At 71.7% G+C, this 21,411-nt stretch carries 23 protein-coding genes; 1 reads left to right on the top strand and 22 read right to left on the bottom strand.

Annotated features, from left to right (window positions below; translation table 11 throughout):
- Positions 1–109 precede the first annotated feature (109 nt).
- The 12 genes from lgt to rpe form a co-directional block, all read right to left on the bottom strand.
- Positions 110–1,102: a prolipoprotein diacylglyceryl transferase gene (gene lgt / locus ACO0E1_RS09790; protein ID WP_422874009.1), complete on the bottom strand. Its 993-nt coding sequence runs from the start codon at positions 1,100–1,102 to the stop codon at positions 110–112.
- A gap of 191 nt (positions 1,103–1,293) precedes the next feature.
- Complete coding sequence (trpA, locus tag ACO0E1_RS09795) at positions 1,294–2,094, bottom strand: tryptophan synthase subunit alpha (RefSeq protein WP_422874010.1); 801 nt, start codon at positions 2,092–2,094, stop codon at positions 1,294–1,296.
- The gene (trpB, locus tag ACO0E1_RS09800) at positions 2,091–3,305 is read right to left on the bottom strand and encodes a tryptophan synthase subunit beta (RefSeq protein WP_422874011.1); all 1,215 of its coding nucleotides are present in this window, start codon (positions 3,303–3,305) and stop codon (positions 2,091–2,093) included. Before trpB ends, trpA begins: the two co-directional genes overlap by 4 nt.
- 44 nt (positions 3,306–3,349) lie before the next feature.
- Positions 3,350–4,123 carry an indole-3-glycerol phosphate synthase TrpC gene (gene trpC, locus ACO0E1_RS09805; RefSeq protein WP_422874089.1) on the bottom strand — a complete coding sequence of 258 codons (774 nt, stop codon included), beginning with the start codon at positions 4,121–4,123 and terminating at the stop codon, positions 3,350–3,352.
- Positions 4,124–4,139: 16 nt separating this feature from the next.
- Positions 4,140–4,379, bottom strand: coding sequence for a DUF6704 family protein (locus ACO0E1_RS09810; protein ID WP_402728828.1), 240 nt, complete (start codon positions 4,377–4,379; stop codon positions 4,140–4,142).
- Positions 4,366–5,082, bottom strand: coding sequence for a Trp biosynthesis-associated membrane protein (locus ACO0E1_RS09815; RefSeq protein ID WP_422874012.1), 717 nt, complete (start codon positions 5,080–5,082; stop codon positions 4,366–4,368). The genes ACO0E1_RS09810 and ACO0E1_RS09815 overlap by 14 nt, the downstream gene beginning before the upstream one ends.
- Complete coding sequence (locus ACO0E1_RS09820; RefSeq protein WP_422874013.1) at positions 5,079–6,626, bottom strand: anthranilate synthase component I; 1,548 nt, start codon at positions 6,624–6,626, stop codon at positions 5,079–5,081. Before ACO0E1_RS09820 ends, ACO0E1_RS09815 begins: the two co-directional genes overlap by 4 nt.
- Complete coding sequence (hisI, locus tag ACO0E1_RS09825) at positions 6,623–7,021, bottom strand: phosphoribosyl-AMP cyclohydrolase (protein ID WP_422874014.1); 399 nt, start codon at positions 7,019–7,021, stop codon at positions 6,623–6,625. Before hisI ends, ACO0E1_RS09820 begins: the two co-directional genes overlap by 4 nt.
- A 7-nt stretch (positions 7,022–7,028) precedes the next feature.
- On the bottom strand, positions 7,029–7,826 hold the full coding sequence (gene hisF, locus ACO0E1_RS09830; RefSeq protein ID WP_422874015.1) for an imidazole glycerol phosphate synthase subunit HisF: 798 nt from the start codon (positions 7,824–7,826) through the stop codon (positions 7,029–7,031).
- On the bottom strand, positions 7,823–8,662 hold the full coding sequence (gene hisG, locus ACO0E1_RS09835; RefSeq protein WP_422874016.1) for an ATP phosphoribosyltransferase: 840 nt from the start codon (positions 8,660–8,662) through the stop codon (positions 7,823–7,825). The genes hisF and hisG overlap by 4 nt, the downstream gene beginning before the upstream one ends.
- Before the next feature lie 52 nt (positions 8,663–8,714).
- On the bottom strand, positions 8,715–8,978 hold the full coding sequence (locus tag ACO0E1_RS09840) for a phosphoribosyl-ATP diphosphatase (RefSeq protein ID WP_281264686.1): 264 nt from the start codon (positions 8,976–8,978) through the stop codon (positions 8,715–8,717).
- A 9-nt stretch (positions 8,979–8,987) separates the two neighbouring features.
- Entirely contained in the window at positions 8,988–9,653 is a 666-nt protein-coding gene (gene rpe, locus ACO0E1_RS09845; RefSeq protein WP_422874017.1) for a ribulose-phosphate 3-epimerase, read from the bottom strand.
- A 35-nt stretch (positions 9,654–9,688) separates the two neighbouring features.
- Here rpe and ACO0E1_RS09850 point away from each other — a divergent pair, with 35 nt between their 5' ends.
- Positions 9,689–10,252, top strand: a complete 564-nt coding sequence (locus ACO0E1_RS09850; RefSeq protein WP_422874018.1) for a hypothetical protein — start codon at positions 9,689–9,691, stop codon at positions 10,250–10,252.
- A gap of 20 nt (positions 10,253–10,272) precedes the next feature.
- Here ACO0E1_RS09850 and ACO0E1_RS09855 read toward each other — a convergent pair whose 3' ends face one another.
- The 10 genes from ACO0E1_RS09855 to pyrF form a co-directional block, all read right to left on the bottom strand.
- Entirely contained in the window at positions 10,273–11,175 is a 903-nt protein-coding gene (locus ACO0E1_RS09855; protein WP_422874019.1) for an Abi family protein, read from the bottom strand.
- 106 nt (positions 11,176–11,281) lie between these two features.
- Positions 11,282–12,763 carry an RsmB/NOP family class I SAM-dependent RNA methyltransferase gene (locus ACO0E1_RS09860; RefSeq protein WP_422874020.1) on the bottom strand — a complete coding sequence of 494 codons (1,482 nt, stop codon included), beginning with the start codon at positions 12,761–12,763 and terminating at the stop codon, positions 11,282–11,284.
- Positions 12,760–13,692, bottom strand: coding sequence for a methionyl-tRNA formyltransferase (gene fmt / locus ACO0E1_RS09865; RefSeq protein WP_422874021.1), 933 nt, complete (start codon positions 13,690–13,692; stop codon positions 12,760–12,762). Before fmt ends, ACO0E1_RS09860 begins: the two co-directional genes overlap by 4 nt.
- A gap of 20 nt (positions 13,693–13,712) precedes the next feature.
- Positions 13,713–14,897 (bottom strand): glycine C-acetyltransferase, encoded by a 1,185-nt coding sequence (locus ACO0E1_RS09870; protein WP_422874022.1) that lies wholly within the window; start codon positions 14,895–14,897, stop codon positions 13,713–13,715.
- Complete coding sequence (gene tdh, locus ACO0E1_RS09875; RefSeq protein ID WP_422874023.1) at positions 14,897–15,949, bottom strand: L-threonine 3-dehydrogenase; 1,053 nt, start codon at positions 15,947–15,949, stop codon at positions 14,897–14,899. Before tdh ends, ACO0E1_RS09870 begins: the two co-directional genes overlap by 1 nt.
- 120 nt (positions 15,950–16,069) lie before the next feature.
- The gene (locus tag ACO0E1_RS09880; RefSeq protein ID WP_422874024.1) at positions 16,070–18,049 is read right to left on the bottom strand and encodes a primosomal protein N' family DNA-binding protein; all 1,980 of its coding nucleotides are present in this window, start codon (positions 18,047–18,049) and stop codon (positions 16,070–16,072) included.
- Positions 18,050–18,057: 8 nt separating this feature from the next.
- Positions 18,058–19,272, bottom strand: coding sequence for a methionine adenosyltransferase (metK, locus tag ACO0E1_RS09885; RefSeq protein ID WP_422874025.1), 1,215 nt, complete (start codon positions 19,270–19,272; stop codon positions 18,058–18,060).
- A gap of 5 nt (positions 19,273–19,277) precedes the next feature.
- Positions 19,278–19,544 (bottom strand): DNA-directed RNA polymerase subunit omega, encoded by a 267-nt coding sequence (gene rpoZ / locus ACO0E1_RS09890; RefSeq protein WP_422874026.1) that lies wholly within the window; start codon positions 19,542–19,544, stop codon positions 19,278–19,280.
- A 57-nt stretch (positions 19,545–19,601) separates the two neighbouring features.
- Positions 19,602–20,516 (bottom strand): guanylate kinase, encoded by a 915-nt coding sequence (gene gmk, locus ACO0E1_RS09895; protein WP_281264697.1) that lies wholly within the window; start codon positions 20,514–20,516, stop codon positions 19,602–19,604.
- A complete protein-coding gene (gene pyrF, locus ACO0E1_RS09900; RefSeq protein ID WP_422874027.1) occupies positions 20,513–21,400 on the bottom strand; it encodes an orotidine-5'-phosphate decarboxylase in 888 nt (295 codons plus the stop codon). Before pyrF ends, gmk begins: the two co-directional genes overlap by 4 nt.
- Between the last annotated feature and the right edge of the window lie 11 nt (positions 21,401–21,411).

The raw sequence follows: 21,411 nt of genomic DNA on the forward strand, positions 1-21,411 counted from the left end.
AGTTGCCCTGCGGCGTGCGGAGGTGTTCTGGCCCGCTTGTGGTGGACCTGTTGCTGTGGTGGTGCGCGGCTGGTGTGGTGCGCTGAGCGGGTCCGCTGCAGCGGACCCCTCAGGAACGGTCGGCTGCTGTGGCGACCGGTTCGGAGTCGGCGGCGAGGGGTGCGTCGTCCCCGTGCTCCGAGTAGGTGTCGTCCGAGTCTACATCCGAGTTCGCGCGGGGCCCGCGACCGGGTAGGTAGGGGCTCGGCTCCTTGCCGGTGTGCCGCTTCGACTGGATCCAGAAGATGATGAGGCCCAGCAGGATCGCCGCGAACGAGGCCCATACGTTCGTCCGGATGCCGAAGAAGGTCTCGGAGGTGTCGACGCGGATCGACTCGAGGAACGACCGGCCGAGGCCGTACCAGATCAGGTACAGCGCGAGCACGCGGCCCCACTGGAGGTTGAACTTGCGGTCGATCAGGATGATCACGACGAAGCCGAGGACGTTCCAGATGATCTCGTAGAGGAACGTCGGGTGGAACAGCGTGCCCTCCGGCAGCCCGGTCGGGTAGGCCGCGTTGGACGACTCGATCTGCAGCCCCCACGGCAGGCTGGTCGGCATGCCGAACAGCTCGTGGTTGAAGTAGTTGCCGAGCCGGCCGAACGCCTGCGCGAGCAGCATCGCGGGCGCGACGGCGTCGAGGAAGGCGGTGAACCGCAGCCCCACCTGGCGGCATCCGATGTAGGCACCGACCGACCCGAGGATGAGCGCCCCGAAGATCGCGAGGCCGCCTTCCCAGATGTAGAGGAAGGACAGCGGGTCGCGCCCGGGACCGAAGTAGTCGCTGACGTGGGTGAACACGTGGAAGAGGCGCCCACCGATGATGCCGGCCGGCACGGCCCAGATCGCGATGTCGATGATGATCCAGCGCTCCACGCCGCGGGCGTTGAGCCGTCGGTTCGTGACGACGACAGCGGCGACGATGCCGAGCAGGATGCAGATCGCGTACGCGTGGATCCGGAAGTCGAGCGGCAGCGACCACCCGAACGCGTCGCGCAGCCAGGCGGTCAGATCGAAGTACTGCCAGGCGGTGCTGGGGCTCGGGATGCTCAGGAGGGGCATGGAGGTGCTGTCGCCTTTCGGTGTGCGCCGCGGGCGTCGCAGTCGCGACGATCCCGGATCACTGTAGCGCGGGTGGCACGGTGGTCAGGACCCAGCGGCGGCTGTCTGTGGAAACCGTGATGCGGGTGGACGGGAGGCCCGGCGGACCTGAGCCGATCGGCTCACGTCCGCCGGGCCTCCCGTCCCGGTCCTCAGCGGCGCTGCGCGCCTGCTGTCAGTTCCGCGGCGCGCTGGCCGGCACCCGTGACACCGAGGTCGGCGAGGGCACGGACGAAGGCCGAGCCGACGATCGCACCGTCGGCGTAGTCGAGGACCTCGGCGACCTGGTCGGCCGTCGAGATGCCGAGCCCGACGCACGTCCGGTCGACGCCGGCGTCGCGGAGTCGCGACACGACGGTGCGTGCTGCGGCGTCGACGCCGACGCGAGCGCCGGTGACCCCCATCGTCGAGACGGCGTAGACGAACCCGCGGCTCGACTCGACGGCCTGGTGCATGCGCGCATCGGTCGACGACGGTGCGGCGAGGAACACCCGGTCGAGCCCGGTCCGCTCGGACGCGGCGAGCCACTCGGTGGCCTCGTCCGGGATGAGGTCGGGGGTGATGAGCCCCGAGGCGCCGGCGGACACGAGGTCGTCCGCGAACCGGTCCACCCCGTAGCGGAGCACCGGGTTCCAGTACGTCATCACCAGCACCGGGATGCCGGCCCGCTCGGTGATCTCGTGCACGGCGTCGAAGACCTGCGCCACGCGGAACCCGTTCGCGAGCGACTCCTCCGCCGCGCGCTGGATGACCGGGCCGTCCATCACCGGGTCCGAGTACGGCAGGCCGAGCTCGATGACGTCCACGCCGTTCTCGGCGAGGGCGACGGCGGCGTCGATGCTCGTCCTGACGTTCGGGAACCCGGCGGGCAGGTACCCGACCACGGCTCCGGCGCGGTCCGCGTTCGCCTGGTCGATCGTCGTCGCGACCGTGTTCGTGTTCGTCGTGCTCACAGCTGCACCGCGTTCTCGTCGAGGATGCCGAAGTACCGGCTGGCCGATGCGACGTCCTTGTCGCCGCGACCGGACAGGTTCACCAGGATGACGCCCTCCGGGCCGAGCTCCTTGCCGAGTTTCATCGCGCCCGCGAGCGCGTGCGACGACTCGATCGCCGGGAGGATGCCCTCGGTGCGGCTGAGCAGTCGGAACGCCTCCATCGCCTCGGCGTCCGTGATCGGCTCGTACCGGGCACGGCCGATCGACGCAAGGTAGGCGTGCTCCGGGCCGACGCTCGGGTAGTCGAGGCCGGCGGAGATGCTGTGGCTCTCGATGGTCTGGCCGTCCTCGTCCTGCATGAGGTACGACTTCGTCCCCTGCAGCACGCCTTCGCGGCCCAGGGTGATGCTGGCCGCGTGCCGACCGGTCTCGACGCCGTCGCCACCGGCCTCGAAGCCGTGCAGACGGACCGACTCGTCGTCGAGGAACGCCTCGAAGATCCCCATCGCGTTCGAGCCGCCACCGACGCACGCGGCGACGGCGTCGGGCAGACGGCCGACCAGGTCGAGGACCTGCTGCCGCGCCTCGACACCGATCACCTTGTGGAACTCGCGCACCATCTCGGGGAACGGGTGCGGACCGGCGACTGTGCCGAGCAGGTAGTGCGTCGAGTCGACGTTCGCCACCCAGTCGCGGAGCGCGTCGTTGATCGCGTCCTTCAGCGTCTTCGAGCCGGTCTCGACCGGGATGACCTCGGCGCCGAGGAGCCGCATGCGTGCGACGTTGAGCGCCTGTCGGTCGGTGTCGACCGCCCCCATGTACACGACGCAGTCCATGCCGAAGAGAGCAGCGGCCGTCGCCGTGGCGACACCGTGCTGGCCGGCGCCCGTCTCGGCGATCAGGCGCGTCTTGCCGAGCCGCTTCGCGACGAGGGCCTGGCCGAGGACGTTGTTGATCTTGTGGGAGCCGGTGTGGTTGAGGTCCTCGCGCTTGAGGATCACCCGGGCGCCGCCGGCGTGCTTCGCGAACCGCGGCACCTCGGTGATGATCGACGGACGCCCGGTGTAGTCGCGCTGCAGGGCGTCGAGTTCCTCGTGGAAGGCCGGGTCCGCCCAGGCCTCGCGGAAGGCGGCTTCGAGTTCGTCGAGGGCCAGCACGAGTGACTCGGGGACGAACCGTCCGCCGAAGTCGCCGAAGTACGGGCCGTGGAGGTCACGGAGTGAGGTCACGATGGTGCTCCCGGAACGTGTCCGGCACCTGGCCGGACGAAGGGTCAGGCGTCGATGAACGACGCGAGTGCTGCAGCGGGGTCGGCGCCCGTCACGAGCGCCTCTCCCACCAGGACGACGTCGGCACCCGCAGCGCGGTAGTGGGCGACGTCGGCGGGACCGGCGACGGCGGATTCGGCCACGCGGACGACCCCGTCCGGGATCGCGCCGGCGAGGGAGCCGAACAGGTCGCGGTCGAGCGAGAAGTCCGTCAGGTCGCGGGCGTTCACACCGAGGATGCGCGCGCCGGCGTCGAGACCGCGCGTGACCTCGTCGGCGGAGTGGGCCTCCACCAGGACACGCATGCCGAGCTGCTCCGCGAGGTCGTGGAGCTCGACCAGCTGCTGCTGTTCGAGCGCCGCGACGATGAGCAGCACGATGTCCGCTCCGGAGGCACGGGCCTCGACCACCTGGTACGGGTCGGCGATGAAGTCCTTGCGGAGGACCGGGACCGTGACACGGGCCTTGACGGCTTCGAGGTCGGCCAGACTGCCGAGGAACTTCCGGCCCTCGGTCAGGACGCTGATCGCCGAGGCGCCGCCACGCTCGTACTCGGCGGCGAGGGCCGCAGGGTCCGCGATGGGCGCCATCGAACCGCGCGACGGGCTCGCGCGCTTGACCTCGGCGAGGACCTTCACGCGGTCACCCGGTGCGAGGAACTCGAGCGCGTCGAGCGGCGATGCGACCCGGTCCAGGTCGCGTTCGACGTCCGAGTACGGACGGTCGACGCGACGGGCCGCAGCGTCTTCGAGCGCGCCCGCGACGAGGGTCTCGAGCACGTTCGGCATGCCGGACCTACTCGTTGTGGTGCTTGGGGACGAACTTCGGACCGTTCACGCCGTAGCCGGCCTTGCCCATGACCCAGCCGACGATGAGGCCGACGACGAGCAGCGCGGCAGCGGCCCAGACACCCCACACGATGCTGAACCAGAAGCAGATCGTGCCGATCGCGAACGCCACCAGCATGATGATGACGGACGTCCAGGCTGCCGGCGAGTGGCCTTCGCCGAGTTCTGCGGGCTCAGTGGTGCTCACGGTGCTCCTCGTGGTCGGTGGCGCCGTCGGTCGACCGGCGCGGTTCCCAGCCTACCGTGTCGGCGGCTTCGGTCCCGTCAGCAGCGTCCGTCCGGGCGACGGAGGTCGGGTCGACGGAGGTCGGGTCGACGCCTGCGCTCAGGTCGTCCCAGTCCACGACGGCGTCCCGCTCGACGGGCGCGGCCTTCGGCGTGGCGGTCGGCGTCGCGGCGTACTTCCGGCTGGGCCCCGGCCACGACCGCTGCACGACCAGCACGACCACGCCGAGCAGCACGGCGAGGACTCCCCCGACGATGCCGACGACGGGCCACGCGGAGACGTCGACGCTCGTGACGACGCGGCGGACCGCTGACAGGTCGCTCACGCCGGCGACCTCGCCGATGGCCCCCTTCGCGGCGGCGACCGGATCGGCCAGCGCGTTGATGCCCGCGACGACGATCGCGACGCCGAGCAGGACCTCGATCACCGCGAGGACGACCCGGACGACGCGCCCGGCGATCGTCATGGCCAGGAACAGTGCGAGCGACGCGATCGCCAGCGCGGTGTACTGCGGCACCGCCTTCGAGCCGTCGGCGTCCACCGTGGTGGTCACGGCGGAGGCCGCGTCGAGGTGCACCGTGAACCAGGTCTGCGTCCACGAGAGCATCACGATGCCGGCGACGGCCAACCCGATGACGACGACGAGCGGGCGGGAGCGCTTCACGAACGGACCTCCCGCATCTGGTTGGCGGTCGCGACGGCACGGAGCGGAGCTGCTGCCTTGTTGACCGCCTCGGTGTGCTCGGTCGCCGGGTCGGAGTCGGCGACGAGGCCCGCTCCTGCCTGCACCCGGGCGACGCCGTCCTGGATCAGGGCGGTGCGGATCGCGATGGCCAGGTCCGCGTCACCGGCGAAGTCGAAGTACCCGACGACGCCGGCGTACGCGCCGCGCTTGGCCGGCTCGAGCTCGTCGATGATCTCGAGCGCACGCGGCTTAGGCGCGCCGGACAGGGTGCCGGCCGGGAACGTCGCGCGGAACACGTCGATGGCCGACGCCTCCGGACGGACCGAGCCCTCCACGCTCGACACCAGGTGCATGATGTGGCTGAAGCGCTCCACGGTCATGAACTCGGTGACGGCGACGGTGCCCGGTTCGCAGACCTTCTGCAGGTCGTTGCGGGAGAGGTCGACGAGCATCAGATGCTCGGCGCGCTCCTTCGGGTCCTCGAGCAGGTCCTCCCCGAAGCGCACGTCCTCCTCCGGCGTGGCGCCTCTCGGACGCGACCCGGCGATCGGGTGCGTGATGGCCCGGCCACCCTGCACCTTCACCAGTGCTTCGGGCGAGGCGCCGACGATCCAGAACGGCTTGCCCGTGGTGTCCTCCATCGACAGGAAGTACATGTAAGGGCTGGGATTCAGCGTGCGGAGCACCCGGTAGACGTCGAGCGGCTCGGCCGTGACGTCGTGGTCGAACCGCTGCGAGATGACGACCTGGAACACGTCGCCGTCGCGGATGAAGTCCTTCGACCGGGTGACCGCCGCCATGTACTCGTCCGGCGTCGAGCGGTGCCGGGGCGTCGGCTCGGCGATGTCGAACGCCTCGGCGACGGTCGCGACGGTCGGCTGGACCAGGTCGGCCTGCATCCGGTCGAGACGCTCCTGCGCCGCGGCCCAGAGCACGTCGGCGTCGTCGGTGCCGTCGTTGAGCGCGCTCGCGACGAGCAGGACGAGTCCGGTGCGGTGGTCGAGCGCCGCGAGCTCGGAGACGAACGCGAGCGACTGCCCCGGGACGTCGAAGTCGGCCTGCGGGACGTTCGGCAGGTGCTCGAGCTGCCGGACGGCCTCCCAGCCGATGAAGCCGACCGTGCCGCCGACGAGCGGCGGCGTGCCGGGGACACGCGGCGTCGCCCAACGCTCGTGGAGCCGCGCGAGGACGTCGAGCGGCGCACCGTCGAGGGATCCGACGGCACGTTCGGCGGTCATCCCGGTGTCGATCCACGCCGCGCGGTCGCCGTCCTGGGTCAGGACGCCGAAGCTCCGCACGCCGACGAACGACCACCGCGACCACAGGCCGCCCTGGCCGGCCGACTCGAGCAGGAACGACCCGGGACGCCCGTCCGCGAGCTTCCGGTAGACACCGACCGGCGTCTCGCTGTCGCCGTAGAGCGCGCGCACCACGGGGACGACGCGGTGGCCGTCCGCCACCAGGTCGTCGAACTCCGGACGGGAGGTCGTGTGCGGCTGATCGGAGCGCGTCGCGGTGGTCATCGGGTCTCCTCCACTGCCGTGGTCGCCGGGGCGGACGCCGTCACCGGCTCCAGGGGGTCGACGTCGAAGCACCGGTGCGCGCCGGTGTGGCAGGCGGCACCGACCTGTTGCACGGTGACGAGGAGGGTGTCGGCGTCGCAGTCGAACGCCGCCGCCCGGACGTACTGGGCGTGACCGGAGGTGTCGCCCTTGCGCCAGTACTCCTGCCGCGAGCGGGACCAGAAGGTCACCCGCCCCTCGGTCAGGGTGCGGCGGAGGGCTTCCCGGTCCATGTAGCCGAGCATGAGGACGTCCTTGGTGGACTCCTCCTGCACGACTGCCGGGAGCAGCCCGTCCGCACCGAAGCGTGCGCGATCGAGGACCGCGTCCGTGCTGGTGCTGGTGCTGTCGGTCATGAGGCTCCTAGCGTACGGCGTGCCCGGTCCCCCGCAGCGCGTCCTTGACGTCCCCGATGGTCATCTCGCCGCGGTGGAACACACTCGCCGCGAGGACCGCGTCCGCGCCGGCGTCGACGGCCGGAGCGAAGTGGTCGAGGCTGCCGGCGCCGCCGGAGGCGATCACGGGGACCGACGACACCGCACGGACCGCTGCGGTCAGCTCGAGGTCGAACCCGTTCTTCGTGCCGTCGGCGTCGATCGAGTTGACGAGCAGCTCTCCCGCGCCCCGCTCGACGGCTTCCCGCGCCCAGGCGATCGCGTCGAGGTCCGACTCGGTGCGGCCGCCGTGGGTCGTCACGACGAAGCCGGAGGGCATCCGGTCCGACCGCTTGACGTCGAGGGACAGGACGACGGCCTGCGCCCCGAACCGGTCCGCGATCTCTCCGACGAGGTCCGGGCGGGCGATCGCGGCGCTGTTCACGCCGATCTTGTCCGCGCCGCACTGCTGGAGTCGTGACACGTCGTCCACGCTCCGGACGCCGCCACCGACCGTGAGCGGGATGAAGACCTGCTCGGCGGTGCGCGTGACGGTCTCGTACATGGTGGAACGGTTCTCGACGGTCGCGCCGACGTCCAGGAACGTCAGCTCGTCCGCGCCTTGCTCGTAGTAGCGCGCGGCGAGTTCGACGGGGTCGCCGGCGTCCTGCAGGTCGAGGAAGTTCACGCCCTTGACGACGCGTCCACCGGACACGTCGAGGCACGGGATCACGCGGATCGCGACCCCGCCGCGGGCGCCGCCCACGGTTCCGGTCGCCCCGGTCACAGTCGTGCCGCGTGGATCGGGCTGACCAGGATGGCGCGTGCCCCGAGGTCGTAGAGCGCGTCCATGATCAGGTTCGCGTCGTCGCGCGGGATCATCACGCGGACGGCCGACCAGTCGCGTCCGTGCAGCGGCGAGACCGTCGGCGACTCGATGCCGGACGCGATCGCCGTCGCCTGCTCGAGCAGCTCGGTGGGGATGTCGTAGTCGAGCATCACGTAGCCGCGGGCGACGAGGACGCCCTGCAGCCGGCGGCGCAGCACGTCGATGCCCGCGATGGTCTCGTCCGTGGTGATGAGGAGCGCGGTCGACTCGAGGATCACCGGTCCGAAGATCTCGAGCCCGGCCTGCCGGAGGGTGCTGCCGGTCGAGACGACGTCCGCGACGGCGTCGGCCACGCCGAGGCGCACCGCGCTCTCGACGGCGCCGTCCAGCTTGACGAGCGTCGCCGTGACGCCGTGCTTCGCGAGGAACTCCCCGACGAGCCCCGGGTAGCTGGTGGCGACCCGGACGCCGTCGAGGTCCTGCAGGTCCGCGAACCGACCGGGCGTGCCGGCGAAGCGGAACGTCGAGTCGGCGAAGCCGAGCGCGTCGACCTCGTGAGCGGTCGACCCGGAGTCGAGGAGCAGGTCGCGGCCCGTGATCCCGACGTCGAGGGCGCCGGAACCGACGTACGTGGCGATGTCCCGCGGGCGCAGGAAGAAGAACTCCACCCCGTTGCGGTCGTCGACGAGGTGGAGCGCCTTCGGGTCACGGCGACCGGCGTACCCGGCCTCCCGCAGCATCTCGGAGGCGGTCTCGGAGAGGGAGCCCTTGTTGGGCACGGCGATGCGGAGCATCAGGGGGTCTGCTTTCTGGTGGAGGGTCTGGTGACGGCTCTGGAGGCGAGGCCTACAGATGTCGCCAGACGTCCGCCGGGGTGAGGCCCTTCGCGACCATCAGCACCTGCAGGTGGTAGACGAGCTGGGAGATCTCCTCGGCCGTGCGGACGTCGCCCTCGTACTCGGCGGCCATCCAGACCTCCGCGGCCTCTTCCACGATCTTCTTGCCGATCTGGTGCACTCCGGCGTCCAGTTCGGCGACGGTGCCGGAGCCCTCGGGGCGCGTGGCGGCCTTCTCGGTCAGCTCCGCGAACAGGTCGTCGAACGTCTTCACGCTCCCAGGCTACCGTCCTGCGCGCGCACGTTGCGCCGCGTCACGGAGGTCGGCGATGCGCGATGCAGGCTCGCCGCCGTAGACCGCCGAGCCAGCGACGAGGGTGTCCGCGCCGCTCTGCACCGCCTGGGGCACGGTGTCGACACCGATGCCGCCGTCGACCTCGAGCCAGACGTCGAGCCCGGAGGCGTCGACCGCTGCCCGCGCGTCGGCGAGCTTCGGCATGACCTCGGGCATGAACGACTGCCCGCCGAACCCGGGCTCCACCGTCATGAGCAGGATCATGTCGTACGCGTCGAGGTGCTCCAGCACGGGCGCGATCGGGGTCCCCGGCTTCACCGCGATCGCCGCGCGGGCGCCGTTCGACCGGATGGCCGCCGCGGTCGCGACGGGGTCGGTGGCCGCCTCGAAGTGGAAGGTGACGCTCGCGGCACCCGTCTCGGCGTACTGCGGAGCCTGGCTGTCGGCATCGGTGATCATCAGGTGCACGTCCAGCGGCACCGGCGACACCTGCTGCAGGCGCTGCACGATCGGCAGCCCGAGCGTCAGGTTCGGCACGAAGTGGTTGTCCATCACGTCGACGTGCACCATGTCGGCGGTCGCGATGCGGTGGAGCTCACGCTCGAGGTTCGCGAAGTCGGCGGACAGGATGCTCGGCGAGATACGGATCGTCACCCCACGAGCCTACCGGCGCACGTAGGCTGCAGATCGTGACCGATGATCAGATCCGCAGGGACACGGAGTCGGTCCGCGTGCGGGTCGAGTTCGCCGAGGACCGTGGTGTGCCGCTGAGCGAGACGATCGGGGCACTCGAGGACGTGCACGAGGCGGTGGACTTCGCCTTCTTCCTCGCGCACGGCGATGCCCGCCGTTGGGCGCACGGCGGAGGTCGGGGGCAGGTGCGACTCGACGAGCTGGACCACGGCACGCCGGTCTCGATCGACCTCCGCTTGGTCATGTCCGGCGGCCTCGGACTGACCCACCCGGAGGTCCTCGAGGGGGTGACCGCCGTCGAGGCGGTGCTGCGGACGGCGTGGTCGAGCACGGCCGCGGCCACTGTCACGACCGTCGACGACGCCGAGAAGCACGTCCTGGAGGCGATGGAGCGGGTCGCGTACGAGGCTCGCGGCACCGACCTGGCCTGGCGCATCCGCGAGGCCGAGGAGTACCGCGCTCCGACCCCCGACGGCACCCCGGGCAAGGGCGCCCGCTTCGTGCGAGCGGCGGCCCGCCTCGTCACGAAGCCCGCCTTCGCCTTCCGCGTCGACCGCTGACAGCGAGGGCGTCGGGACACTCATCGCCAGAGCGGGAGCTCCTGCCAGCCGTCCCGCGTCCCGATCACGGCCGGCGGCACGAAACGGACATCGGGATGGCTGTCGACGACTCGCGACATGAGACGCGACGGCTCGACGCCCTGCTCGTTGCGCAGGTACTGGACGAGGGTCAGCTGACCGAAGGTCCGGTTCATGCTGGCCGCAGCGAAGTCCAGGGAGCGGTCGGATCCGGCTCGCGGCAACTTCGGTCGCTTCGAGTAGACACGATTGAACAGCCGACCGTGGTGTGCGCACGCGTTCCGCACGGTGTTGAGCGCGCGGAGCCACGACGTCAACTGTGGAGCACGAAGCGAGTACTCAGTGGCGATCGCCTGTTGCACGACCGGCGGCGCGAACTCGAACAACCGCACCAGGCCGCCCCAGTCGAGGACCTCGACGGCCGCCCAGACCGGGAGCACGCCCGCGTACTGGTTCCGGTGGTGCTCGACGAAGTCCTCACGGGACATGGACACGTTGGTCTCGAACTTCCGACGCCACATCGGGTAGGCGTCGCCCCGCCGAGCCAACGGGCCGAGGATCTCGGGCGCGAGGTGAGCGGTCGCGTCCAGACGACCGAGCGCATGGCCCAGATGGGCGCGGACCGAGAGCTCGACGGGCGCGAGGGCTGCGAAGACAGCGGTCCGGAGCCGCTCGTCGAACTCGTACAGGGCGATCACGTCGGCGAAGGACGCGCCCCGTCGGAACTGGTCGAGGCGTCGTCCGTCCTCGATCCGCCGGAATGGGTACCAGTACCCGCTCAATCGGTAGTAGTTGACTCGAGCGAGCCACGTCAGCGCGAGCTGGGGGTCGTCGACGACCAGTCCACGATCGAGCAGCTGATCGAGTTGCTGTTCGTACGATCGAAATGGCTTCGGCGCCCCCATCCTTCGCCTCCACCGGCCAAAAAAGGACCGGCCCTGGACCTGCGGAGCAGGCGGAACCGGTCTTGTACAGCCAACATATCACTGGGGCGAGGCGCGACGCAACCCGTCAGGCGACACGACGGAACAGCGCGATGAACATCGCGTCCGTGCCGATGCGGTGCGGCCAGAGCTGCGCCGTCATGCCGTCCGGGACCTGCGGGTCACGCGCTGCCACCGACCGCACGACCGAGGCCGTGTCGACCTGCTCGAGCACCCCACCGTGCCGTGTCATCAGCGCGTCGACCTGCCCACGGGTCTCGGCCAGGTGCGGCGAGCACGTCACGTACGCCAGGGTCCCACCAGGGGCCAGCACCCGGACGGCCGCGTCGAGCAGCTCGGTCTGCAGCGCCGCGAGCTCCTGCACGTCCTCCGGTACCTTGCGCCAGCGCGCCTCCGGTCGCCGACGCAACGCCCCGAGTCCGGTGCACGGCGCATCGAGGAGCACGCGGTCGAACGTCACGCCGGAGCCGTCGAGTCCGTACCGCCGACCGTCGCCCTCGACGACGGTGACGGTGTCGCCGAACCCCGCGAGGGCCTGCTTCACGAGTCCGACACGCGCGGGCACGAGTTCGTTGGCCACGAGGGTGGCGCCGCCCTGCGCGGCCTCGGCGGCGAGCAGCGCGGCCTTACCACCGGGGCCGGCGCACAGGTCGAGCCAGCGCTCCCCTGCGCGGACCGCCGACGCGCGGCTCAGCGTCAGGGCGGCGAGCTGCGAGCCCTCGTCCTGCACGCGCAGTCGTCCGGCCGCGACGCCGGGCACCCGGGCGGGGTCGCCGGAGACACCGCGGATCCCGACGGGCGACACCGGCAGGGCGTCCGCATCCAGGACGGGAGGCTCGGTGTCCGTCGCGTCGTCGGCCTCCGGTCCGTCCGTGGCCGGTTCCACCGCCGTGGTCGCGGTGGCGAGGTCGTCCTCCGTCGCGAGACCGGGCAGCGCAGCGAGCTGCACGCGGGGCGCGACGTCGTCCGCCGCGAGCAACGCGACGAGTTCGTCACGGGAGCGCTCGGCGGCGAGGGCGTCGCGGAGCGCCGACACGACCCAGGTCGGGTGCGACCACCTGGTCGCGAGGAGGGCGTCCCCGGAGAGCCCGCGGGTGATCTCGGCGTCCCACTCGTCCGGCGTCTTCGCGGCGACCTTGCGCAGGACGGCGTTCACGAAGCCGGTGGCACGGCGGGCACCGACCTCGCGGGCGAGCTCGACCGTCGCGGACACCGCGGCGTGCACCGGGGTGCGCATCGCGAGGAGCTGGTGGACGCCGAGGCGCATGACGTCGAGCACGTCCGCCTCGATGTTCGCGACCCGTCGTCCGGAAGCCGCTTCCACGATGGCGTCGTACCGGCCGATCATCCGGATCGTGCCGTAGGTCAGCTCGGTGGCGAACCCGGCGTCGCGAGCGGAGAGCGCGGCCCGGCGGATGCGGGTCGGGAGGAGCAGGTTCGCGTACGCGTCGTCGACCTGCACGGCGCGGATGACGTCGAACGCGACGCGGCGTGCGCTCGGGCCGCGGACGGTGCGCGCCGGCTGCTGGTGCTGCTGGTGGGGGCTCATGCGAGGGTCTTCCCGTCGAGTTCGCCGAGGCCACGGGCCCAGGCGGCGGCGTCCATCGCCTTCTTGCCTGCCGGCTGCACCTCGGTGAGCACCAGCGGTCCGTCACCGGTCCCGACGAACAGCTGACCGCCCTGGACGGCCAGCGCGCCGGGGGCGAGCGACGGGGCGGGGTCTGCCGAGCCTCCCGGCAGGGCCGCGCGGAGCAGCTTGACGCGCGTCTCCCCCAGGTGCGCGAACGCTCCTGGTTCCGGCGTCACGCCGCGGATGCGGGCGTGCACGGCGGACGCGGGTTCGGCGAAGTCGATCCGGCCGTCCTCGATGGTGGTCTTCGGGGCGACGGTCGGCTCGCCGACCTGCTCGGTCGCGGTGGCGGTCCCGGCGGCGATGCCGTCGACGACGCGGGCGACGACCGCTGCGCCCGTCTCGGCCATCGCGGCGAGGACCTCGCCCGACGTGGCCTCCGGCTCGATTGCGAACGGCTCGGCGGCGAAGACCGGGCCGGCGTCGAGCGCCTCGACGAGCTGGAAGACGGTCGCGGCGGTCGTCGTGTCCCCCGCCATGACGGCACGCTGCACCGGGGCCGCGCCGCGGTAGGCCGGCAGGTCGGAGAAGTGCAGGTTGATCCAGCCGTGCCGCGGCGCGTCGAGCGCCGGACGGCGGAGCAGCGCGCCGTAGGCGACGATGACACCGAGGTCGACGTCGAGGTCGACGAGCTGGCGGGTGACGTCGTCGTCGACCCGGGACGCCTCGATGACGGGGAGTCCGAGCTCCTCGGCGACCCGCGCGACCGGTGTCGGGGTGAGCACGCGCTTCCGGCCCTGCGGTGTCGGCGGACGCGTCAGCACCGCTGCGATCTCGTGGTCGGAGGCCGCGAGCCGGCGGAGGGTGGGGACGGCCGCAGCGGGGCTGCCGGCGACGACGAGACGCATGGGTTCGATCCTCCCATGCCTCAGGTCGTCGTCGCCGCGTCCCGCGACTCGGTGAACGCCTGCACGCACGCCTCGATCTGCTCCTCGGTGTGCGCGGCGGAGAGCTGCACACGGATGCGGGCACGCCCCTTCGGCACCACGGGGTAGCTGAACGCGGTGACGTAGACCCCTCTGGCCTGCATCTCGTCGGCGATCCGGGCCGTCAGGGCCGCGTCGTGGAACATGACCGGCACGATCGGGTGCTCACCGGCGAGCAGTTCGAACCCGGCGTCGGTCATCCGCGTCCGGAACAGCTCGGCGTTCCGCGCCAGGCGGGCCCTGGCGTCGTCGGACCGTTCGATGAGGTCCAGCGCCGCCACCGTCCCGGCTGCGATGACCGGGGCGAGCGAGTTCGAGAAGAGGTACGGACGCGAGCGCTGCCGGAGCAGGTCGACGATCTCCTTCCGGCTCGACACGTAGCCGCCGGATGCGCCGCCCAGCGCCTTGCCGAAGGTCCCCGTGTACACGTCGACCCGGTCCGCGACGCCGCAGTGCTCCGGCGTTCCGCGACCGTGCTCCCCGATGAAGCCGACGGCGTGCGAATCGTCCACGATGACCAGGGCGTCGTAGCGGTCCGCGAGGTCGCAGATCTCCGCGAGCGGTGCGATGAAGCCGTCCATCGAGAACACGCCGTCCGTCACGATCGCCCGGAAGCGCGCGTCCCCCGCCGCGACGAGCTGCGCCTCGAGGTCCTGCATGTCACGGTTCCGGTAGCGGTACCGCTGCGCCTTGCAGAGTCGGACGCCGTCGATGATCGAGGCGTGGTTCAGCTCGTCGGAGATGATCGCGTCCTCGGGGCCGAGCAGCACCTCGAACAACCCGCCGTTCGCATCGAAGCACGACGAGTACAGGATCGTCGCCTCGGTGCCGAGGAACGACGACACCCGGCGTTCGAGGTCGAGGTGCAGGTCCTGCGTTCCGCAGATGAACCGGACGCTCGCCATCCCGTAGCCCCAGCGGTCGAGCGCGTCCTTCGCCGCGTCGACCAGGTCCGTCGAATCGGCGAGCCCGAGGTAGTTGTTCGCGCAGAAGTTGAGGAGCTCGCGCCCGTCCGCGTCGATCGCGGCTCGCTGGGGACCCGAGATGCCCCGTTCGTGCTTGGTGAGGCCCGCGTCCTCGATGCCCGCGAGTTCGTTCGCCAGGTGTTCCTTGATCGCGCCGTACATCAGTGCTCCGTCCAGTCGATGACGACCTTGCCGCCGTCTGCGGTCGCTGCCGCTTCGAATGCCTGCTCCCATTCGGCCGCCGGGAACCGTGCCGTCACGAGCGAGCCGATGCGGTCCCGCAGCACCGTGCTCGTCTGCAACATCGAGCTCATGGCCTGCCAGGTCTCGAACATCTCGCGGCCGTAGATGCCCTTCACGGTGAGCATGTGCGTCACGACGAGTCCCCAGTCGACGGCGATCGTGCTCGACGGCAGGCCGAGCATCGCGATCCGCCCGCCGTGGTTCATGTTCGCGACCATCGAGGGCAGCGCGTCCGGCGCGCCGGACATCTCGAAGCCGACGTCGAAGCCCTCGCGCATGCCGAGGTCGTGCTGCGCCGCCCGGATCGCCTCGGCACCGTCGGCCCGGACGTCGACCGCGGCGTCGGCGCCCATCTCCGTCGCCATCGCCAGGCGGTTCGCGCTGACGTCGGTCCCCACCACGAACCGGGCTCCGGCGTGGCGTGCGACCGCGATCGCCATGAGGCCGATCGGTCCGCACCCCGTCACGAGCACGTCCTCGCCGATGACCGGGAAGGCCAGTGCGGTGTGCACGGCGTTCCCGAGCGGGTCGAACAGCGCGCCCACCTCCGGCTCGATCGTCTCGTGGTGGACCCAGACGTTCGCGCCGGGCAGCGTCAGGTACTCGGCGAAGGCGCCGTCCCCTTGCACGCCGAGCCCCTTCGTGCGGATGCACATCTGGCGGCGACCGGCGCGGCAGTTCCGGCAGGTGCCGCACACGATGTGTCCCTCGCCCGAGACCTGGTCCCCGACCGAGACGTCCCGGACGGCTGCGCCCACCTCGACGACCTCGCCGAAGAACTCGTGCCCGGGGACGAGCGGCGCGGTGACGGCGGAGGCCGCCCAGTCGTCCCATCGTCTGATGTGCAGGTCGGTGCCGCAGATGCCGGTCCGGAGCACCCGGATCAGGACCTCGTCCTCGGTGGGGACCGGCACGGGACGGTCGACCATGACCAGTCCCGGGGCGGCATCGGGCTTGTACAGCGCTCGCATCGCGTTCACCTCGTCGTGAATGTCGTCTGACGGCGACTCGTGGTCACCGCCCTCCACCCTGGCACAGCTCGTGACGGGGCCGGGTAGGGAGGGCCGCGGGCGCGCCTGCGCGGGACCCCGTCAGACCTCGGAGAAGGGCTCGGCGTCGTCGAGCCGCGCGCGGAGCGCGGGAGCCGCGCGTCGCTTGTCGCCGCCGGGGAGCACCCGGCGCGTCGAGGATCGCCGGATGACCTCGGCCTTGAGCGTCGCGGCGACCTCGGTGCCGTGCGCGTACGGGAAGCGCACGATCGCGCGGACCGTGCCGGGGACCGGGTCGTCCACGGGCACCGGACCGAGCACGGGACCGACCGGGGCGTCTCCGAGCGCCTCGACCGCCGCGGTCACCGCCTGCTCCGTCCCGGTCAGCGTCGCCACCCGGACGGCGGGCGGGAAGAGCAGCTCGCGGCGGTCGACGAGCTCGTCGTGCGCGGGACCGTCGAGCTGCCACAGGGCCATCGCGGTCGCGAGACGGCCTCCGATGCCGACCAGGTAGACCTCGGCGCCCGGAGCGCCCTTCGCGGCGGCGTTCGTCCAGAAGCGGAGCACTTCCTCCTGCACGCGGAGGCCCTCCCTCGCGAGCATGCGTTCGCCGTCGAGCAGCAGCACGCAGGCGTACCCACCCGGTGTCGACGGTTCTGCGCCCCGCGTCGCGACGACCACCGCGGGTTTCGCGGGGACCTCGTCGATCGGCCGTGACCCGTCCGCGACGATGATCCGGGTGCCGGGGAACGCCCGACCGAGCTCGTCCGCGGTGCGCTGGGCACCCTGCCCTACGGGCTTCAACTTGCCCCCACCGCACGTCGGGCAGCGGTACCCGACCGCGAGGGCGCCGCAGAACCGGCACTGCGGGACGGCACCGTGCGTGGGACTGCCGAGCGGCCCGCCGCACACTCGGCAGTGCGCACGCTCGCCGCAGTCGGCGCAGACGAGTCCGGTGCCGAAGCCCGGGTTCGCGACCTGCACGAGCACCGGGCCCTCGCGACTGGCCTCTCGTGCCGCACGCCACGCACTGCTCGGGATCCGGGCCTGGGCGGCCGGGCCGTCGGCGTTCACCTGCTGTGCGGTCGGGATGACGTTCGGCACCAGCTGGCGGTACGGCACCACGTCCTCGAGCCACTGCAGCTCGACGAGCCGCTGCACGTCGGTGCTCCGAGCGTGCGCGGCGAACAGCAGCGCGGCGCCGGACTGCGCTGCCCGGACGAGGGCGACGTCGCGGGTGTGGACGTAGGGCGCACGCGGCTCGATGAACGACTGGTCGCCGTCGTCCCACATCGCGATCAGCCCGAGGTCGTCGGCGGGCGCGTACATCGCCGTCCGGTTCCCGATCGCCACCACCGGGTGCGTCCGCGCCTGCAACAGCGCCTTCGCACGCTGACCGTTCGTCTGCTTCGCGTCGAACCGGACCACCCGTTCGACGGGCACGAGCGCGTGCAGCGCCCGTTCCAGGTCCATCACGTCGCGGAAGTCCGGGACCGCGATGACGGCCGAGCGCTCGGTGGCGAGGGTCCGCGCAGCCGCCTGCGCGAGCGTCGCGGCCCAGCCGGGGACCCACACCGGCTCGTCGGCGGACCCGAGGTCGACGGGGTGCGGGACCGCTGCCACCGCCGCACGGCCGTCCTTCGCCAGGACACCCTCCAGCACGCCGTCCCCGTAGCCCGTCACGGATGGGGCGACCACCGCGGGTGGCACGGCGGACGTGTCCCGCGCGAGCCAGGCCTTCTCGGCCCGGACCTGCCGCGTCGGCACGGCCAGGCGCAGCACGTCCGATGCCACCCCGGCGGCCCGGTCGGACACCGCGCGTGCGAGCTTCCAGATCTCCGGCGCGAGCACCGGGACCGGGCTGACGAGCGTCTCGATCGCGCTGAGCTCCCCGGGGTAGCTGCCCTCCTCGAGCACCTCGACGACGTACGCGTCGGACATCCTGGCGCCGGTGCGCAGTGGCACCTTCACGCGGACCCCCGGCACGCAGTCGGCCTCGAGCTCGGCCGGCACCCGGTAGTCGAACAGACGGTCGAGCTGCGGGAGCGGCGAGTCGAGGACGACGCGCGCGACGGTGGTCACGCGTGCCTTCAGACGGCGACGGAGACGAGTCCTGCCGCCTGGCGGAGTTCCTCGACGCGGTCGAGCTGCTCCCAGGTGAACCCGGGGCGCTCGCGGCCGAAGTGGCCGTACGTCGCGGTCTGCGCGTAGCGCGGCTTGAGCAGGTCGAGGTCACGGATGATCGCGGCCGGACGGAGGTCGAAGACCTGTCGGATCGCGGCTTCGATCGTGGCGTCGTCGACGTGACCGGTGCCGAACGTCTCCACGTAGAGCCCGACGGGCTTCGCACGACCGATCGCGTACGCGACCTGCACCTCGAGCCGGTCGGCGAGTCCTGCGGCGACGGCGTTCTTCGCGACCCAACGCAGGGCGTAGGCCGCGGAGCGGTCGACTTTCGACGGGTCCTTGCCGCTGAACGCGCCACCGCCGTGCCGGGAGGCACCGCCGTACGTGTCGACGATCACCTTGCGGCCGGTGAGTCCGGCGTCGCCCTGGGGACCGCCGATCTCGAAGCGACCGGTCGGGTTGACGATGACCTCGACGCCCGACGAGTCGAGCTCCGACAGCGCCAGCACCGGGCGGATGACGTGCTCGGTGATCGCCGCGGTCAGCTCGTCGAGCGTGACGCTCGGCGAGTGCTGCGTCGACACGACCACGGTCTCGACGGTCTTCGGGACGACGCCGTCGTAGCCGACGGTGACCTGGGTCTTGCCGTCGGGACGCAGGAACGGCAGTTCACCGGACTTGCGCACGGCGGCCAGGCGCTCGGCCAGGCGGTGCGCGAGCCAGATCGCGACGGGCATGTACTCGGGCGTCTCGTTCGTCGCGAAGCCGAACATGATGCCCTGGTCGCCGGCGCCCTGGCGGTCGAGCGGGTCGACGCCGGCACCGGAGCGGGCGTCGAGCGATTCGTCGACGCCCTGCGCGATGTCCGGCGACTGCGCGCCGATCGAGACCTCGACGCCGCAGGTGCGGCCGTCGAACGAGACCTCCGACGAGTTGTACCCGATGCCCGTGATGACGTCACGGACGATCTTCGGGATCTCGACGTAGCCCGACGTCGTGACCTCGCCCGCGACGTGCACGAGCCCGGTCGTCACCATCGTCTCGACGGCGACGCGCGCGTGCGGGTCCGCCGCGAGGAGGGCGTCGAGGATGCTGTCCGAGATCTGGTCGCAGATCTTGTCGGGATGCCCCTCGGTCACCGACTCGGACGTGAACAGGCGCAGGGTACTGGACGTCACCGGGGTCAGACGGTGGTCTGCGGCTGCTGCTTGGTGGCGGTGAGCTTGTCCTCGTTGATCTCATGGAGGGCCACCGACAGCGGCTTGTCGTCGATCGTGGAGTCGACGAGCGGACCGACGTTGTCGAAGAGCGAGCCCTCGTGCAGGTCGGCGTAGTAGTCGTTGATCTGGCGCGCGCGCTTCGACGCGAAGATGACGAGCGCGTACTTCGACTCGACCTTGGACAGCAGGTCGTCGATGGGCGGGTCGATGATGCCCTGGGGGTTGGCCATGGTGTCTCCTGTCGACGGAAAGATCGGTCGCACCCGGCGGGGCGCAGTCGCGCCCGGCTAGGGCGCAGTGAACAAGTCTACGACTTCCTGTGCCGCGGTGCTGACATCGGAGTTCACGATGCGCACGTCGAACTCGTCCTGCGCGGCGAGCTCGACCTTCGCGGTCTCGAGCCGACGGGCCTGTTCCTCCGCGGATTCCGTCCCGCGACCGATCAGCCGGCGGACGAGTTCGTCCCACGTCGGCGGCAGCAGGAAGACGAGCACGGCCTCGGGCATGGCGTCGCGCACCTGCCGAGCGCCCTGCAGGTCGATCTCGAGCATGACCTTGTCGCCGGCGTCGAGCGCGCGGTCGATCGGCGGACGCGGGGTGCCGTACCGGTACGAGTTGTGCACGGTCGCCCACTCGAGGAGCTCGCGGTCCCGGATCATCCGGTCGAACTCGGCGTCGTCGACGAAGTAGTAGTGCACGCCGTCGACCTCGCCGGGTCGGGGCTTCCTGGTCGTCGCGGACACGCTGAGGTTCACCTCGGGGTACTGCTCGCGGATGTACGCGCTGACGGTGCCCTTGCCGACGGCGGTGGGACCCGCGAGCACGACGAGCTTCGACACTCCACGCTTGCGGCCACGCGCGACGAGCCAGTCCGACAGCGCGGTCCGCTGCCGGGTCCCGAGTCCGCCGAGCCGCTTCGACGGCGCGATCCGGAGCGTGCCCATGATCCCTTCGGCCCGCGCCGGACCGATCCCGCTCAGGCTGGTGAGGAGGTCGCGGACGCGCAGGGACTTCTCGGCCGGTGCGTCCTCGTCGCTCCATGCGGTGCGCGCGACGTCGAGCGCCGACCGCTCCCCCGACGCGACGGCGGCCTTGACCGCCGCCCGGGCGCGACGTGCGGCGACCGCCGCACGAGCCGCCGCGACACGGTCCACCTCTGGCGGATTGCGGTGCGCAGGCAGCTGGCTGCGGTCGTCGGTCATGCCCCTGCCCCCGCCAGCGCCGTCGCGATCCGGTCGGCACGGTCGGTGACGAGCGCCGCGACGCCGTCCGGCCCGTCGGTGAGCAGCCCGCGGGACTCGCTCACGAGCACCTGCTCGGCACGGGAGCCGTACAGGGACCGGAGGTCCTCGATGCGAGCGCCCTGGGCACCGAACCCCGGGGCCAGGATCGGCGAAGTGCCGATCTCGTCCGCGCCGATGCCGAATTCCTGCAGGGAGAGGGTCGCGCCGAGCACGAGCCCGACGTCGCCGATGGCCTGGTCGCCCACGGCCGGGTTGTCGTCTGCCACGTCGAGAACGATACCGGCAGCGACGGAGCGCCCCGCACGCGGGCCCTCCGCCAGCACTGCTGTCTGCAGGACGCGGGCCTCGGGGTTGCTCGTCGCCGCGAGCACGAACACGCCGGCGCCGTTCCGGCGCGCGACGTCGACCGTGCCGGCGAGCGAGCCGTAGCCGAGGTACGGCGAGACCGTCATCGCGTCGGCCGCGAACGGCCCGTCGCGGTCCAGCCACGCGAGCGCGTAGTCGTCACCGGTCGATCCGATGTCGCCGCGCTTCACGTCGGCGACGACCAGGAGGCCCGCATCGCGTGCCCGGCGGATCGTCGCGTCGAGCGCACGGTAGCCGTCCACCCCCGCGGCCTCGAAGAAGGCGATCTGCGGCTTCACGACCGCCGCGCGGCCGGCGGCCGCGTCCACCAGGACACGGCCGAACTCGGTCAGACCCGCTTCGTCACGACCGAGCCCCCACGCCGCCAGGGTGGCGGCATGGGGGTCGATCCCGACGCACAGGGCGGAACGCGACCCGATGGCGGCCGCGAGCCGGACGCCGAACGGCACCGTGCCTCCCCTCCGGTCAGCATCCACGGGGCGGTCCG

It is taken from the genome of Curtobacterium guangdongense (assembly GCF_049341845.1).
GTDB lineage: Bacteria > Actinomycetota > Actinomycetes > Actinomycetales > Microbacteriaceae > Curtobacterium > Curtobacterium guangdongense.

Coding starts and splice junctions, on each gene's coding strand:
- tdh (WP_422874023.1), bottom strand. CDS start 15,949: ATGCGAGCGCTGTACAAGCCCGATGCCGCCCCGGGACTGGTCATGGTC.
- fmt (WP_422874021.1), bottom strand. CDS start 13,692: ATGCGTCTCGTCGTCGCCGGCAGCCCCGCTGCGGCCGTCCCCACCCTC.
- hisI (WP_422874014.1), bottom strand. CDS start 7,021: ATGACCGACAGCACCAGCACCAGCACGGACGCGGTCCTCGATCGCGCA.
- ACO0E1_RS09855 (WP_422874019.1), bottom strand. CDS start 11,175: ATGGGGGCGCCGAAGCCATTTCGATCGTACGAACAGCAACTCGATCAG.
- lgt (WP_422874009.1), bottom strand. CDS start 1,102: ATGCCCCTCCTGAGCATCCCGAGCCCCAGCACCGCCTGGCAGTACTTC.
- ACO0E1_RS09870 (WP_422874022.1), bottom strand. CDS start 14,897: ATGTACGGCGCGATCAAGGAACACCTGGCGAACGAACTCGCGGGCATC.
- hisG (WP_422874016.1), bottom strand. CDS start 8,662: ATGCTCCGCATCGCCGTGCCCAACAAGGGCTCCCTCTCCGAGACCGCC.
- ACO0E1_RS09820 (WP_422874013.1), bottom strand. CDS start 6,626: ATGACCACCGCGACGCGCTCCGATCAGCCGCACACGACCTCCCGTCCG.
- ACO0E1_RS09860 (WP_422874020.1), bottom strand. CDS start 12,763: ATGAGCCCCCACCAGCAGCACCAGCAGCCGGCGCGCACCGTCCGCGGC.
- gmk (WP_281264697.1), bottom strand. CDS start 20,516: ATGACCGACGACCGCAGCCAGCTGCCTGCGCACCGCAATCCGCCAGAG.
- rpoZ (WP_422874026.1), bottom strand. CDS start 19,544: ATGGCCAACCCCCAGGGCATCATCGACCCGCCCATCGACGACCTGCTG.